This window comes from Pseudomonas sp. SWRI179 (assembly GCF_014268705.1).
GTDB classification, from domain to species: Bacteria; Pseudomonadota; Gammaproteobacteria; order Pseudomonadales; family Pseudomonadaceae; genus Aquipseudomonas; species Aquipseudomonas zanjanensis.
In genome coordinates this window covers 146191-163518 of sequence record NZ_JABWRA010000004.1, presented here as the reverse complement: position 1 = coordinate 163518, position 17328 = coordinate 146191, and the positions used below count along the sequence as shown (strand labels likewise).

The window sequence follows — 17328 nt, the reverse complement described above, 5'->3', positions numbered from 1 at the left end:
CAAGCCCGCTCCCACACTGAGACCTGCGGTGCATGCAAAAGCTCATGAACACCGCAGCCCCCCCTTGTGGGAGCGAGCTTGCTCGCGATGAGGCCAGCACTGCCAACATCACCGCAAGCTGAATTCCCCTACAAACTCAACCGCCCCCGCTCCTCCTCCGTCAGCCGCTGGCGGCTCTGTTCATCCAAAGGCCCCGCGCCCAGGACCTGGACCGGGCTGGCCGGGTCGTAGGCCCGTGGGGCTTCGCGGCTGGCGCCATCGCGGGACGGGGCCAGTTGCTCGGAGCCAAAGCTCACCACCTGCACGGTGAACACCGACGCCTGGTTCTGCCGCGCGGCGTTCTGTTGCTGGCGGGCCACATCCTCAGCCGCCTGCGTCGCCGAAGACGCCGCCGAACTGGCCGAGGTGATCGCCCCGGTGTTCACCGAAGCCGCCAGCGGCACGCCAGAGGATTTGCCCTGGGTCTGGATGTTGGCCGCGTTCACCACGGTCAAGGCCGCGATGTTGACGTTGCCCGACACCCGGATCCCCGCCTCGCCCGCATCGATGGTGCCCAACGGCGCGATCAGGTCGATGTCTCCCGGCGTCACTTCGGCAATCGGGTTGAGGGTGGCGATACCCGCGCCGGTACTCGGTACCGATGGCGACAAGGTGACGTTGCCCCAAGTGTCATACACGCGCCTTGGCGGCGTGTAGACCACCGTCGTCTTCGAACCACGCCCGGCGTTGATATCGCCCCCGGCCGACCAGCCGAGGATCGAACCGCCAAAGGTGGTCATGATCCGGCTCTGGCCCAGCAAAATGCTGCCTTGGGCGTACAACTGAATGTCACCCTGGCCCTGGGTGATGACCCCGGCCGAGGCCGGTGGCGCGTCACCTTCGATCCCGAATACCTGCTGCCCGCCCGGGGTCAGCACCTGGATATCGCCGCCAAAGTCAGTGTGGATCCCCGAACCGCCGTAGAGCGTGATGTCACCGTCGTAGCGAATGGTGTTGCCCGCCACATCCTTGCTGGGGAACAGCGCGGCAATCGCCTCGCGCCCCCGGCGGTAACTGCCACTGCGCTCGCCACCGACGGTGTTGTATTCGCGCCCCCCGGCCTTGAGTTCGGCGAAGTAGATCTGCCGGGCGAAGACGTTCTGCTGTTCCGTCGGCAGGCCGGCGAAAAACGCCAGGGCCTGGTCTTCGCCAGCGCTGTAGCCGAAGCGTTGACTCAGCCACTGGTTCAGTTCGCCGCGATAATCTTTCAGCGCCGCGCCTGGTTGCAGGTAACGCGCCAGCAAACCCCGATAGTTCGGCCCTTGGGGGCCAGCCCCGGCAATCAGCGCGATCGAGGCGCCACCGTCACGGACCTGCGCCGCCGGGTCGACATTGCCAATGCTGTTGAAGCCGCTCTCCTGGTACAACTGCCCCACGCCCGGGCCCGACCCGTACAGGTTGCGCCCGGCACTGACCTCCAGCAGGCCGGGACCGGCAATATTAAAGGTGCTCAGGCGGATGTCACGCCCCGCGGAAACCTGGGAAATTTCATCGCTTCGACTGTGCACGATCAAGTTACCGGTGGATTGCCCGCCAGCCGAACCACTGACGGCAGCAGGCACATCAGTCGCGGTGTTCAACGGCAAGCCGGAGTTGACAATGTCACGCCCAGCCATCACCCGCAGCGGGCCGCTGCCTTCGTAGCGCACCTCGTCACCCGACGCTGGATAACGAATCACTTCGCCGGTCCGCAGGCCGACGATATCGCCCTTCACCGCATAAAAACGCACCGGCTCGCGCCGGGTATACGGCTGGACGCTGAAGGTATTGGCGCCAAAACTGAATAACGGGAATTCGCTCGGCGCGACATAGACCCCAGTGCCGTAATTATCATAGTTCGGATTGCTGTTGATCCCGCTGTAGCCGGCGAAGGCCGGGCGCAACGGACTGGACAACAGGGCCGGATCGGCCCCCGACTGCGTGACCGCATAACCGCCGGCATAAATCGAATCGGCGGCGATCAGTTGCAACTCGGCATTGGCCGAGGGCGCAGTCATCAACGAGAACCCCGATGCCACGTCACTGACGCCACGGGCCGATGGTCCGTAGTAAAGGCTGCCATTGGCGGCGACGGCCCGCAGGATCGAGGGGTAGACAAAACGTCCGCCGGAGACTGAGGCATTGAGACCGGCCAGTTTTTCAATGGCGACGATGGGCGTCAGGTTACCGCCGACACTAAACAGGTCGATGGCGGTATTGCCGGTCCACAGGGAGAATTGGCTCAGGCCACCGCCACTGCGATAGGCACCTTCGCGGTCGGTGTAGCCGGTGGAGTTCTGCATCAACACCCGTCCCGGATCGCCCACTCCCTGCAACACCAGGTCGCCACGGCTGTCCAGGCTGACGCCGGCATCCCCCGGCATCAGGGTCACGCCGCCGCGAGCGGTGGCCATGGTGGAAACGTAAGCGTCATAGGCCCGAGACTCTTTCGGATCCTGGAAAGCGTCATAGCTGCCGTAGGTCAGGCCCAACGCTCCGATCGCTCCAGCCTGCAACTGCAATGAACCGCGCAGGTTGGCCAGCATCCCGTTCAGATCAGCCGCCGCGCTGACACTCTCTCGTGCCGCCTGGGAAGGGTTGAGTTCACCGCCGATGCGCAACCGCAGGTCGCCGCCACCGGTCAACACCAGGCTGCCATCGGCGGCAACCCGGCCACTGCTGCCCACGGCCAGCACCAGCCCCTGGCTGCGCTCCACATCGGCGCCCAGGACACCGAGTTGTTGGGAAATCAAGCCGGCGTCGCCGCCCACATCGACGCTCAGGTTGCCGCCGCCCAACGTGCCGATCCCGGTAAAGCCCGTCAGGTAGGGATCTCCTGCCTCGGTGGAAGGCTGCTGGGCGAAGGTGCCGAAGTTGATCCACCACGCGGTAGGGATTTGCGTGGCCGGATCGGCCGTGGTGCCTGTGCCTTGGCGCCATAACCAGTTGCCCATTGCCGCAGACGTGTTCTGTGCCCCACTGCCGACGTTTCTCTTGGAGAACGAATCGCCGTGCAGGTCACCGCCCACCGTCAGCTTGAGGTTACCGCCTTGCTCCGGGTACCAGGCCTGGTAAGCGCCACCGGTGGTGAGCGATTCATAGGCGGCACCCGCAGTGCCCAGCACACTGCCATCGGGTTGTCGGCCACGGGCCTGCTGATAGGGGTCGTTGGCGCCCGGCGCCAACGAGGCCGACTGGGTGCCGGCGGTGTAGACCCCGAACAGCGACCGCATAGTGAAATCACCGGCACTGAGCAGTTCCAGATCGCCGGTCCCGGTGCGCAAGACGCTGAACAGCTGGCTGCCGGGAGTGACCTTGGTGCGGATCGGCTCCGGAGGGTTGTCGGGAACCACAGCCAACACGCACCAGTCAGGAAACCAGGTGCAGAAATCCAGCGCATCAGGCGGCACAGGCTCCCCTGGTACACCATAATTGTTGGTCGGAGACCAGACCAAAACCGTTTTGGGCGGTGCTGGGATACATTCACCTGGAATCCAGGTGCAAAAATCCAACATATCGGGTGGTACGGGCTCTCCTGGCACGCCGATATTGCTGCCTGGCGCCCAAACCAACCCCGTTCCGCCACCCCCTCCGCCACCGCCACCGGTCTGCTCGCGCTTGGCCAGGTAATGCCCATCGGCCAATTGCAAACTGCCCGCCTCTGCATGAGGGCGGGTGATGCGGGTATCAGCCGCCTCGGTATCGGCCCCCGCCACCCAACGCATCGACCAGGATTGCGAGCCGTCCGGCAGCAGGCTTGCGACCGCCCAATTTCGGCCCTGGATACCGTTTTCGACCGGGCGCAATTCGATCAGGTCGACCCCCTCCGCCAGCTTGACGTCGGTGCCGGAAGGAATCAGCGCGCCGGAGCCCAACGCCAGGGCGCTCCGCAACGTCAACCCGCTGCCCGGCACTGCGACCCCCTTGGGCCAGGTGCCGTCCTTGACGGTTATGCCCATCGGCAAACGGGTACCGGCTTCCAGGCGCGTGTCGACCGGCAAGCTGACCGCCTCTTTGAGCAAGGTGCCAGCGGCATATAGGAGGTTGCCGCTGGCATCGCGGATGGCGGCCTGCAACAGCGTACCCGCCGGCAGGTTCAGCGCCTCGCCCAGGCTCAGCGTGGTCGGCAGCTCGAGCCCCGCCGGCAGGCTGCCGCCCTTGAAGGGTACGTCATAGTTGAGCAGGCTGCCGGCCGGATACAGGGTACCCTCAGCCAATTCGACACCAGCGCCCGGCACCACCAGGTCAGCACCGAACGGCTGTTTCCCAGCGATCAGCAACCAGCCATTGCCATCGGTGCGCAACGTCGGGTCGCCAGCCTCCGGCGGCGCGAAACCATCGTTGATGCTGCCATAGATATTCAGGTTGCCACCGGCGCGCACCACCAGGTTGCCCGCCTCGCCGGAGCCATACACATCGGTCTTTTGCGTGTGGCGGTTGAGGCTGGCGTAGCGATAACCGGACAGGTCCAGGTCACCCTCCACCACCAGGTCGCCGTCCGGTGTCTTGCTGAGGATTTCCACGCCGGGCCGCAGGTGCAGCGCATCGGCGTAAGCCGCATTGTTCAGCCCGGCCAGTTTGCCGTTGAGCAGATTGCCGTTGTTCAGCGCGGCATTGATGAACGCCTCGCTGTCATTGTGTTTATCGTTCAGGTATCGCTGATCGATCACTTGATAAGGCCGCCCATCCACCGCCGGCGCGGTGCCGTAACGGGCATCGGTATAACGAGCAATCGCATTGACGTTGATGGAGCGCGCGCCGAGCACCGACACGTTGCCGGAGGCATCGATGGCGATATCGCCGTACCGCGGATCATCGACCCGCAGCCGCGGGGCATTGAGCTCCAGGGTGCCACGGGCCCGGCCGTCGTTTTGTCCCGGGCCATTGCCCAGCGGCGCGCCGGTGCCGTGGCGCAGGTCCAGGCGCGCACCGCTGGCCAGGGTCAACTGGCCGTCCCCGGAGTTGAGTTCGATCAGCGCCCGGTTGGGGCTGTCGATGATCTTGCCGTAGCTGTCGACCCGCAAAATGCTGCCGTGGGTATCGAGCAGCGCGCTGCCGGCGACGGTCAGCCCGTGTTTCGCCGCCAGACGGATACTCCCGACCGCTTGCCCGCTGGCATCGACAGTGCCGAGCACGGTCAGGCTGCCGTTGTCCACCGAGACATTGATGGCATTGGCCTTGAGTTCGTTGCCGATCACCAGGTCGCCTTGCTTGAGTTGGAAGCTGCGCGAGCCAAACACTTGGTCACGGTTCAGCCGCCCGTTCAGCGCAGCGAAATCCCCCAGGGTTTGCCCGCGCAGGTCCACCGCGCCGCTGGCATAGGGCACCAGGGTGCCGCCGGCGTTATAGGTGCCGGTGGCGGAACCGAGGATGCGGCCTTGCAGGTCGATCAGGCCGGCATCGGGGTCGAGGGCGATCGCACTGAGCAGGCCGGCGCGGTTGTTGCGGGCGCTGAGGTCGACGGTCGAACCGGCGGCCTGACGGATATTGCCGGTGCGGCTGTCGAGAAACAGATCACCACCCCAACTGTATTTGCGCACATCGTTGAGCACCACCTCGCGCCCGGCCAGGTCGATCCGGGCGTTGTCACCCAGCACCACGTCGCCGCTGGCGCCGAGGGTGAGCTTGCCGCTGGGCAGGCGGACCGTGCCGTCAAGCAGCAGGCTGCCGGCCTGTAGCTGCAACTCAGCCCCCAGCGCCGCGTTGTCGACGGCTGCGGCCGACACCCCGGCAATGCCCGCCACCGTCAGCGCGCCACCGGCGGTGATGCGGTTGACCGAGCCTGCCTCGCCGGTCCACAGCGGTGTGTTCACCCGCAGGTCGCCGCCGCTGTAGCTGTAGCCTTTGCCGCTGACATAGTCGCCACGGGACTGGTACACCTGCAACGCGCCTTTGTGGTTGGCGGTGATGCGCTGGCTGGCGGTGAGGTTGACCTGGCTGAAGCCCAGCGTGAGGCGCTGCGGGTTGTCGAGGTTGTTGGCCTGGGCATTCGGGCCGTAACCGAATTCCAGCACCTGGGCCTGGATATCCAGCACCCCGCTGCCGTTGCCAGGTCCGGCCAGCAGCGGCGCGCCGGCCGGCGTCAGCGCACCGTTCCACACCAGGGTGCCGGTGCGAATGCTGGCATGGTCACCGGCCGCGCCGTAGCCGTAGATCGCCGGCGTGCCGAGGACCAGCCGCTGGAGGCTGGACTTGCCCGTCAAGGGGTCCAGGGTGCTGAGCTCGACGCTTTCGTAGAAGTTCACCGAATCCCGGGCATTGAGCACCAGGTTTTCCAGGGCGGGCGCGCCCTTGAGGCGATCGCCGCGCAGCAGGCGGTCAAGCACCTGCTGGTTGAGGGTCAGCCCCTTGGGCAGCGCCTGGCGTTGTTGGGCCGCCGCCAGCGCCTGGGCCGAACCGATGTTGATCGCGCCCACCGCCAGCGTCAGGTTGCGCGTGCCGAAGCGCACCGACTCATCGAGGTTGAAGACATTGTCGGTCGCCGCGGTGATGGTGCCTTGGGAATAGAGTTCGGTGGTGCCGCTGCAATGGCCGGTGTCGCATTGGCCGATCAGGATCGAGCCCGGACCTCTTCCCGAAGCGCCCGCAGAGGGCGGCAGCACATCGAGCCAGCCGTTGGACACCGCCAGCAAGCTGTTCAGGCCCGGGTCGTAGACGAAACCGCTGCGGGAATCGAACGGTGCGCTGCCTTGGCCCAGGGTATTGATGCTCGCCCCCTGCTCGACCACGATGGCACCGGCCTTGACGTTAGTGGCAAGGAACACCTCACCGGCCTTGAGGCTGCTGCCCTGGCGCAGAACGATGTCGGACAGCGTCGAGTTGAAGGTCACCAGATTGCCGCCCTGGCCGTAGATGACTCCGGGCAGCATCCCGATCGACAGGCGCGGAGCCTGTAGAGCATTGAGCGCCTGATCATGGAGCGAGGCACCGGCGAACCCCGCCGTGGCCTGTTGGCCGACCGGCAGCACTTCGAGGCGGGTGGCGTCGGCGAAAATGCCGACGCTGCCGCCCAGGCCGCCCTCGGCCGGTTTGAAACGGGCTGTTCCGTTGAATCGGAACGTCTCGGCAGGGTCGCCCACCCCTTTGAACTTGAGCTTGAGGGTCTTGCCATCGGCCTCGATCATCGCCCGCGGCACGCCTTTGAGCGTGGCGTCGGCCTTGGCGAACGCTGCGTAGCCGGTTTCGTTGTATTGCGAATAACGCCGCAGCACGGCCGCCGAGGTCAGGATCACTTGGCTGGACAGCGCATCGCGAATATTGCTATGGGCAATCGACAACCCTCCCGAGGTGGCCCAGGAGCCGTTGCGCATGGCCAGGCTGCTGGTCATTCTTCCGCTGCCAGCCAGGCCATTGAGTTCGACCCGGAACGCCCCCGGCAACAAGGCATAAGTCGAGGGCAGCAAGGTGTAGGTGCCCGCCGGCAGGCCTGGAACACCCGCGTCCAGGGTAATGCGCTGGCCAATCAGCGGATCGCGCGCCCCGGCCTCCCCTGACGGCGGCGCGTAGCCGCGCTGGTCGCCGGGGACGATGGCGTACACCGGGTTGGTGTCCAACCCCGGCAATACCAGGCTACCGTCCGCACCGATCTGCACCAACGGGTTGTAGCGCGCGTCGGTCGAGCCGCCCCGCCCGGAAATGAAACCGGCGCCGGCCAGTTCGCCGCCACCGGACAGATCCAGCACGGCACCGGGTTGCACGTCGATGCTGTGGCCGATCATCGAGACGCCCACCGACAACACGTTGACCGACGTGCTGCCCCCCGCGCCGATCAATTGGACGTCCTTGCCGTTGTAGCGATAGGACAAGCCGTCGACCGTGCCGCCATAAGGCATGTTCAAACCGGCCCCGCTGACCGACGTGACACTGCCCGGCAACAACTTCAAGGTCTGGATATCGCCCCCTTCTTCGCCCAGGCTGAGCAGCCCCAACGGCGCCCGCAGCACGCCGCCCTGCAATAAGGTGCCGGCGTCCAGGCTCAGCGAACCGAACACCGAATACGGTTGGGCCGGCAACGTGTCGGTGGTACGCCCGATCCGCAGGGTCGAATCGGCGGTGGTCTTGACCCGCGCCGTGGCCCCCGTGGTCGGATAGATCTGCGCCGCCAGCAGGGTCAGGTCAGCGTTGCTGAGCAGTTGCGTGGCCGTACTCTCGATATTCAGCGGCGAGCCGCCAAGAAAACGCAGGTCGCCCCGGCTGCTCAACTGCGCCTGGGCAAAACCGCGGCGATCGATCTCCAGGGCCGGGCCCTGCTGGCGCGCCAGCACGCCATGAGCGCCCAGGGTCAGGACGTCGCGCAGGTCCAGCAGATCGGCATTGACCTGCAATTGGGCGGCACTGTCCTGCACCGACAGGCCACCCTGGATAGTCGGGCGTACATGCACGTCGGCGCCTCGCGCCGCGGCCCCGGCCAGACGCACATAAGGGGCGTTCAAGGCTATCCGGCTGTCACCCGGCGCGCCCTCGGCCAGCGCCAGGGAGCCGGTATAGATTTGCAGGCTCTGCGCCAGGTTCAGGTTCACATCACCGGCGAACGACAGGATGCCGTTGCTGAGCAAGGTCAGGTTGGCGAACCCACCGCGGCCGACTTTATCGACGTCCAGGCGGCCCTGGCCGTAGCTCATCAGGCCATCGGTGGCAGCGCTGCCGGTGCCCCGGGACAGGATCAACTCACGCGGCACCCGCACCTGATCGTCCACCGTCGAGCGATCGTACAGCGGGGTTTCCAGCGCCACCGACAGGCTGCCACCGGCAGCGCCCACACCGCCGGAAGCCGCCTGGAACTCGCCGTCCAGACGCAAGCCATTGTTCGAACTCAAGGCGATGCTGCCGCCCGCGCTGCTCAGCGTCGTGGCGCCTTGGCCACGGATATCCAGCTCGGCCTGGGCGCCGTTGGCCAACAGCCGCGCGCCCTGCTTCACCACCACGAACAGGTCCGGCGCGCTGGCCGTGCCTTTGTCGGTGTCGACGCTGCCACCGATGACAATGCTGCCGGCGTCATCCACCCGGCCGTAACGCCGGTTCTGGGCATCCACTGCCGTGACTGCGCGGGCCGAGACGTCCAGCCGTGCATGTTCGCCCAACAGGATCGAACGCTGATGGGGACGTTCGACCACTGGAATATCCGCCAACCCCGCCGGCTTGATCTGGGTCAGCAGGATTTTCCCGCCCCAGGCATCGAGTTGCCCGTCGACGCTCAACTGACCGACGCTGGCCAGGCTCAGAGTGCTGCCTGGATCGACACTGATCCGCGCGCCCGTACCGACCACCAGCGCCGCCGTTTCCCGCTCGCTGGCGGTGGACAGGATGCTGCCGGCCTGCAGGCTCAGGTTCGCGCCCTTGCGCTGGCTCAACACGCCTTTGATCGCATCCTGCTGGTACAGCTCAGGGGTCCAGAGCGACAACAGCGTCTGCGGGTCACTGCCGGTCGCTGCGTCCTGAAGGTTATCGCCAAAGTGGTACACCGGCATGCTGACGTCCAGCTGGGTGCCATCGCTGACGGTCAGTCCCTGGTTACCGGTAATGTCGTAGGCCGAGAAGCCCTTGTTGAAGAAGTCATTGCCCAACACCAGGCCGGCGTCGGCGTCCGCCACTGGGTGGTCGCTGAGGGTCACCTTGCCGGCCTGCACGCTCAGGCGTCCGCCGCCATTGACCCCATGGCCGCGCAGCTCACCGTCGAGGCTCAGCACCCCTTCGCCGGCGGACGTATTGGCGTTGGCCGCCAGGGTCAGGTTACCGCCCTTGCCACCCCGTTGCTTGCCATCGGCCAGCAGCGCGGCGCCCGATGAAACATCGATCAGGCTGCCGCTCGCCAGCGTCAGGTCGCCGCTGCTGCGCAGGGACACGTTGCCGCCATTGAGGAACGGCAGCGCGCTGCTGTCATTCGGATTGTGCAGTTGATTGCTCCAGAGGCCACGGGTATCGAGGGTCACGCCCTTGCCCACGCGAACGGCGGCGCGACTGCCGTCAACGGCATCGATCCGGGTGTCCTCGATCCGGGCGCTCTCACTGATTTGCTGCAACACGTTGCCCAGGGCAATCTCGCCGCCCCGCGCCGTCAGGTTGGCGTCGACCTGGACCTGCGGCCCGTACAGGGTAATGCTGCCGGCCGGCGCGACCTGCAGGTCTCCTTCGACCTTGATGCTGCCGGTGGCGGCGATCTTCACGGCGCCAAGGCCGAAGCCGTTGAGCTGTTCACTGTTCAGGTACAGGCGGCCTTCGCGCCCTTCAGCCACGGTGTCCTGGAGCCCCACTCCGGCCGCGAGGGATTGATCCTCGGTCCCGAGGACGACGTCCTGCAGCGTGCCGGCATTGGCGCGCAAGGCGTATTGCAGGGTACCGCTGCTTTTCACGTAGTAAGGCACGTAGTTGCCAACGATCAGTTGCGCGCCACGGGCCACCGCCTTCGCCGACTGGTTGTAACCGTCCAGCCCGACCTGGGCGGCCTGCACCTGGCGGTCGCTCTGGAAGGTGTCGCCGACCACCTGGCCTTCCAGCACGGCGTTGCGCGTGCCGATCACCAGGGAGCCGGCATCGCGACCGACGCTGTAGCCCTGCTCGAAACGTTCCCGGGGTGCGATCAGCGGACTGTAGTAGAACCGGCTCTGGCCCCAACGCGTACTGTGATCCTCGTAACCCTGGTACACCCCTTCATAGAGGATGTCGCCAGGGGCGCTGGAGATTTCATACAGTCGCCCGTTCGCACCCTTGAGCCAGCTTTGCTTGACCATGCCGGACTGCACATCGAGGGTGCCGCCGGACAGGTTGATCTGCGAGCCCTTCTGCGTCACCACATCGTTACCGCTGAAGGACACCGTACCGCCCTGGGCCATCCACTCACCCACGCTGTGCACGCGGGTGCCCAGGTAGCCGCTGACCTCCAGCAGGCCACCGGCGGTGTACCAGCGATCCGTCGCGTAGCCGTTGGTTCCGGCGGGCACGAACACCAGGTCGCGGGTGTCGACCCACACGTCCTTGCTGTTCAGGCCGCCCTTGTCGCGGTTACCGGGGGCGTCGCGCTGTTCGTTGCCCTGGACGTTGATCTTGATGCTGTTGGATTCCATCGCCACCTTGACGCCCAGCGCACCGGACACGTCGATGACCGCGCCATCGCCGACCCGACTGCGCTGGGTCGCGCGGACGCCGACCTGGCCACCGCTGGCGAGGGTGATCGAGCCTTTCTGGAAGTCGACGGTGCCGGCGCTGTCGATGGCGATCAACGACTGGTCGCGGCGATAGCCGTCGACCGCGACGATAGGCGAAGTGTTTGCACTGGGCGGTTGCAGCAGACCATTGCGCTGGCTGTCCAGGGCACTGCTGCTATCGAGCAGGATCGCACTGGTGGCGCCCTCGCCCAGGGTCACGCTGCGACTGGCGGTCAGGTGCAGGGTGCCGCGTGAATCCACCGAGGTACTGGCCAGCGCCACGCCGTTTTGCCGCACGTCCTGGCCGGTCAGGCTCACGTCGCCCAATGCTGCCTGCAGCAGGCCGCTGTTGCTGACTTCGCCCGTGCCGCTGGCGACCACTTGATTGCCGCGCACCGATGATTGCGCGTTACCGTCGGTGCCTTGGCCTTTCTTGATCACGAAATCACTGCCGGCGGCCAGAGCGACCTGGCCCTTCTGGGCGCTGATGGTCCCGGCATTGTCCACTTCGCTGCCCAGCAACAGCACATAACCGCCACCGGCGGTGGAGCTAGCAGGCGCGTGGGTTTCGATCCGCGCGCCCTGCTCGACCCGCACCTTGCCGCCGGCGTTGGTGAAGGTCGGCGCCGCGCCGGGGCTGTAAAGGCCATTGTTCTTGAACTGGTTGTCGTCGAATGCGGTGGCGGCGGCCACCAGGTTGCGCACGTTGATCTGGCTGCTGCCGCTGAAAACGATGCCGTTCTGGTTGAGGATCAACACCGTGCCATTGGCCTTGATCGCACCTTGGACCTGGCTCGGCGAGGTCGCGTTATTGACCCGGTTGAGCACCGCCCAGTCGGCGTTCTGCTGGAAATTGACGGTGGTATCGCGCCCGACGTTGAAAGTGTCCCAGTTGATGATCGCCTTGTCGGCCGTCTGCTTGATCGAGACCTGGGTCTTGCCGCCCGCCTCGGTCTGCACCGGCGCCTCGACGTTGCTGAAGACCGGTTTGCCATCGGCGCCGATCACCAGGTTCAGGCCATTGCCACCCAGGCCGTTATGAATGGTTTGCGGATTGGCGAAGGCTGACGCACGGCCCGCCGCCTGCAAGGCCTGCTGCGCGGCGATCGCCGCCACCGTGTTGTTGAGGTTGCTCAGCGAGCGCTGCAATTGCTGGTTGGCCGTCTGCTGTTGCGCCAGCGGTGGCGGCGCGCCTGGAACCTGCCCGCCCGGGCGGGCGGTATTGGTGGCCTGCGCCGCGCCCTTGGCGGCAAACCAGCTCGAACTGAAAGCCGCCGGCTGCGCGGCCTGGGCCGTGCCCGTGAGCACCAACAGGCCAATCGCCTGGGCCAGGGGGGTCAGGTACAACGCGCCCTGCTCCAGTACCGAGCGAGAGGATCCAGGGGCGAAGCCGCGAGGCGTCGGTTTCGAAGTTTTTTTAGACAGACGCATCACTATCCGATCCTTTTCCCAAAGCACAGAGTTAGGTCACACAGCCGCCCCGAGGTGGCCGTATCGATACCTGATAGGCGGTTACAACGGTGCGCGACCGAACGCTTGTCATACAAAGTTCATCTGCGTGCCGGCCGGGCAGCGAAATCATCTGGAACAGCGAAGCGCGCAAGGTTTCCAGGCGCAGAAAAACAACATCGGCAGCGCCAACCTGGCCGCTACCGATGCTGTTTTCAGAGTGGCCACATCCTGTGGCCTGAGCGGCTTCCTGCGTGCGGCTTACAAACGACCTTTGCCGTTGCAGACGCTGATGTTGGCGATATCCAGGCCGTCGCCATAGGCGTTGTCGAGGAAGGTTTTCTTGATTTCGCCAGCCAGGTTGGTCGGTGTTGCGCTGGTGCCAGGGACGATGGCGAACGCGTGGGCGTTGATGACGGTGTTTTTGGTGCCGGTGTACAGGCTGGTCAGGAAGTTGCGGATGGCGGTGGCATCGGCAGCGGTCTTGTAGCACTGACCCACGAGCAGGTTGGTGTAACCCACGATCGGGTACTGGTTGGCGCCTGTGGGAACAGCGGTGTCATTGGCGGCGGAACCGAAGGTAGGGACCCACTTCAATGGGTTGGCACGATCGGCAGCGGTAGCCGGGACTGGAGCGGTACCCAGGGCGGCGGTGGTGTTGGCCAGGCTTGGCAGTGGCGCGGTGCCGGCGGCTACGGCGTTCTTGCTGACGCGAGCAACCACGGCGTTGTTGTTGGGAGAAACAAAGTCAGGGCTGACATAACCGATGGCGCCATTGGTGGCGTTGACCGCGGTCACCACGTCAGCGCTGCCGGCAACGGCTTGCCAGTTGGCAGGCTCGGCGCCTACTTTGGCAGTGGTAAAGGTGCTGCTGACACCGAACTGGGTAGGGCAGGAATCATTCAGGAAACGGGCGAACAATTCGGTGGTGCCGCTGCTGCCGGAACGGTAGATGACCTTGATCGGGGTGGCGTCGCTGTTACCCAGGATCGGGCCCCAGGTGGTCACGGTGCCGGAGAAAATGTCACACAGTTGGGCGCCGGTCAGTTGCAGGGTGGTGGTGCCGGTTTTTTTGTACGGAACGGTGACCGAAGTGCCTACCGATGGAATCTGGATCAGTTTGCCGAAGGTGGCACCGAAGGCGTTGTTGTAGTTGGTCAGGTCAGTCTGGTTGATGACCGAGTCGCTACCGGCGAAGTCAACCGGGGTACCGGCAGGCTGGTTGATCGAAGCAGGTGCGTTGGTCAGGAAAGCCGTCTTGCCGGCGCCGCTGCCGACACCGGTGTAGCTGAAGTCTGTCGGCAACAGGCGTGGCAGAGGCGAAGCGCCGTTGTAGAGTCTCTCAGGCAGGGTGGCACCGCCACCGACAACCGCGGCCATCGATTGGGCCGAAGCCAGGGCGGCTACTGCCAGGGACGCTGCGATCATAGTGCGCTTAAACATGAAGAATCTCCTTTCGTCGTGTTCGTACGTAGGTTGAGTGACGCATGCTTGCCGTCATGGCGCTCGGTCCTGTGCCGATGGCGATGGGGTGAGGCCATGGGTTAGAAATTCGCAGCTTCCGGTGACAGATAAAGGAAAAAACCTCGGGAGCCGAGGGTTGTTTTCAGGGTGTTTTTCTCGGGTGTTCGAGGGCTCTGGACTGGGGTTTCAGGCGGGTTTCACGACTGAGCCCTGCACAGCGGGAGTGGAGGTCGCGGCGGGTGGTCGCCTGGCGAGCGAACATGACAGAACGAGGAACCCGAGTTTGGCGTGGGCAAGGGTCGGGAGATGTCTGATGCATTGAAAAAAATTTTGCCGATCAGCTTTTGTGGCGAGGGAGCTTGCTCCCGCTGGGTTGCGAAGCGACCCCAAACAGGTCCAACGCGATCCGCCTGATGTACCGGGGTGTCAGGTTTTGGGGCTGCTGCGCAGCCCAGCGGGAGCAAGCTCCCTCGCCACGGTTTTTGCGCGGCGGGCTATTGAACCAACTGGTTGATCTCGATAATCGGCAACAACACCGCCATGACGATCACCAGCACCACGCCGCCCATGACCACGATCATCAGCGGCTCCAACAGTGCGGTCATGCCCATGGCGCGGCGTTCGATGTCGCGGGACAGGGTTTGCGCGGCGCGTTCGAGCATCGGTGGCAGGCAGCCGGTTTTCTCGCCGCTGGCGATCAGGTGGATCAGCACCGGCGGGAAGACTTTTTCCACCCGCAGCGCCGCCGCCAGGTTGACCCCTTCGCGGACCTTGGCCGTGGCCTCGCTGACGCTCTGGCTCAGGCGCTCGTTGGACAGCGTCTGGCGCGCGGCCTCAAGCGCTCGCAACAACGGCACCCCGGCGCCGCCAAGAATCGCCAGGGTCGAGGCAAAACGCGCGGTGTTGAGGCCCAGTACAAAACGCCCGATCAGCGGCAGGCGCAACACCCGTGCGTGCCAGTTCAACCGTGCCGCCGGTTTGCGCAGGTACAGCCGCCAACTCCAGAAGCCCCCGGCCAATACGCCAAAACATAACCAGCCCCAGGCACGGATGAAGTCACTGGCGGTGAGCATCGCCACGGTCAGCCCGGGCAGATCCTGGCGGGCCTGGGAGAACGCACTGACCACCTGGGGCACCACATAGCTGAGGAGGAAAATCACGATGGCGACCGACACCAGCCCCACCACCCCGGGATAGATGAACGCTGTGAGAATCTTGCCCCGCAAGTTGTTGCGTTCTTCGATGTAATCGGCCAGCCGCTCCATCACCTGGGCCAGGTCACCAGACTCTTCACCGGCCGCAATCAGCGCCCGATAGATTTCCGGAAAGTCCCGCGGCCGCGCCGCCAGGGCTTCGGCCAGGCGCATGCCGCTGCGCACATCGGCGCGCACCGCGCTCAGGGTCTGGGCGATGTGCTTGCGCTCGGCCTGTTCCACCGTGGCGCTCAACGCCGCTTCCAGCGGCAGGCTGGCACCCAGCAGGCTCGCCAGTTGACGGGTGGCCCAGGCCAGGTCGTTGTCCGAGAGCTTGGCGCTGAACAAACCACCGCCGCTGGCCTGCGCCGTGTTGCGCTCGAGCTGCACCTGCAACGCGGTCAAGCCGCGACTGCGCAACAGATTGAAAGCGGCGCCCTGGCTGTCGGCTTCCAAGTGTCCAGACTCGATTTTGCCCTGGGCGTCGGCGGCCTCGAAACGGTAGCGATTCATCAGGCGTCCCGTGTTACGCGCAGGATTTCTTCAGGGGCCGTGGTGCCACTGCGCACCCAACGCTCGCCATCCTCGCGCATGCTGAACATGCCAGCCTGGCGGGCGGCGGCGCGCAGTGCCTGCTCCCCTGCCCCTTGGTGGATCAGCGTGCGAATGTCGTCGTCAATGCAGAACAATTCATGGATACCCGTGCGGCCGCTGTAGCCGGTCTGGTTACACGTTGGGCACCCCACCGGACGCCAGGTGCCGGGCGTCGCCGGGTCGGGTTGCTTGCACTGCGGGCAGAGCCTGCGCACCAGTCGCTGGGCCAGCACGCCGAGCATCGACGAGGCCAGCAGGAATGGCTCGACGCCCATGTCGATCAAGCGGTTGATGGCCGACACCGCGTCGTTGGTGTGCAACGTCGCCAGCACCAAGTGACCGGTCAGGGAGGCCTGCACGGCGATTTGCGCGGTTTCCAGGTCGCGGATTTCACCGATCATGATGATGTCCGGGTCCTGGCGCAGGATCGCCCGCAACGCCAGGGCGAAGGTCATGTCGATCTTGGCGTTGACCTGGATCTGGCTGATGCCCGGCAGGTCGTATTCCACCGGGTCCTCCACGGTGAGGATGTTATGGACGCTGGCGTCCAGCCGGGCCAGGGCGGCGTAGAGGCTGGTGGTTTTGCCACTGCCGGTGGGGCCAGTGACCAGGACGATGCCGTGGGGCTGGCGGATGAGGTGATCGAGCTTGCCCAGCACGCCCGGGTCCATCCCCAGGGTTTCCAGCTGCAGGCGTCCGGCCTGCTTGTCCAGCAAGCGCATCACCACCCGCTCGCCATGGCCGGTGGGCACCGTCGAGACGCGGATATCGATCGGGCGCCCGGCCACGCGCAGGGCGATCCGGCCGTCCTGGGGCAGGCGTTTTTCGGCGATGTCGAGCTGGGCCATGATCTTGATCCGCGACACCAGCGCACCGTGCAGGGCCTTGCGCGGCGAAACCACATCCCGCAGGGTGCCGTCGACGCGGTAGCGCACCACCGAATGGCTCTCGTAGGGTTCGATGTGGATGTCGCTGGCCTCGTCCCGGGCAGCCTGGGTCAGCAAGGCGTTGATCATGCGGATCACCGGCGCGCCGTCCTGGGTGTCCAGCAGGTCGGTGATCTCGGGGATGTCCTGCATCAGCCGGTCGAGGTCGACTTCGTTTTCCGCCGCGCCCACGACTGCGGCAGCGCTGCCGGTGTCGGCATAGGCGCTGTTGAGCAAGCCGTCGAGTTCATCGTCGCGCACCCGTTCCAGCCGCACCTCACCGAACTGACGGCGCACTTCACTGATGGACCAGCCCGGCGTGGACGGGCATACCATCAACACCGCGCCGTCTTCGGACTGGCGCAACACCAGGCGCTGGGCCTTGGCCCAGGCGTATGGGAGGGTAGTCATGCCGACACCTCCTCTCTGACTGACATGGCCCCTGTGGCGAGGGAGCTTGCTCCCGCTGGGTTGCGAAGCGACCCCAAACAGGTTGAATGCGATCTGCCTGACGCACCGAGGCGCCAGGTTTCGGGTCTGCTG

Annotated in this window: 4 protein-coding genes; all 4 read right to left on the bottom strand. The window is 65.4% G+C overall.

What is annotated here, in order from left to right:
* Window positions 1–128 precede the first annotated feature (128 nt).
* Complete coding sequence (locus tag HU767_RS03835; RefSeq protein ID WP_186728564.1) at window positions 129–12590, bottom strand: filamentous hemagglutinin family protein; 12462 nt, start codon at window positions 12588–12590, stop codon at window positions 129–131.
* Window positions 12591–12869: 279 nt separating this feature from the next.
* Window positions 12870–14051: a substrate-binding domain-containing protein gene (locus HU767_RS03830; RefSeq protein ID WP_186728563.1), complete on the bottom strand. Its 1182-nt coding sequence runs from the start codon at window positions 14049–14051 to the stop codon at window positions 12870–12872.
* Window positions 14052–14566: 515 nt separating this feature from the next.
* Window positions 14567–15778 carry a type II secretion system inner membrane protein GspF gene (gspF, locus tag HU767_RS03825; protein WP_186728562.1) on the bottom strand — a complete coding sequence of 404 codons (1212 nt, stop codon included), beginning with the start codon at window positions 15776–15778 and terminating at the stop codon, window positions 14567–14569.
* The gene (gspE, locus tag HU767_RS03820) at window positions 15778–17196 is read right to left on the bottom strand and encodes a type II secretion system ATPase GspE (protein WP_186728561.1); all 1419 of its coding nucleotides are present in this window, start codon (window positions 17194–17196) and stop codon (window positions 15778–15780) included. The genes gspF and gspE overlap by 1 nt, the downstream gene beginning before the upstream one ends.
* Window positions 17197–17328: the final 132 nt, after the last annotated feature.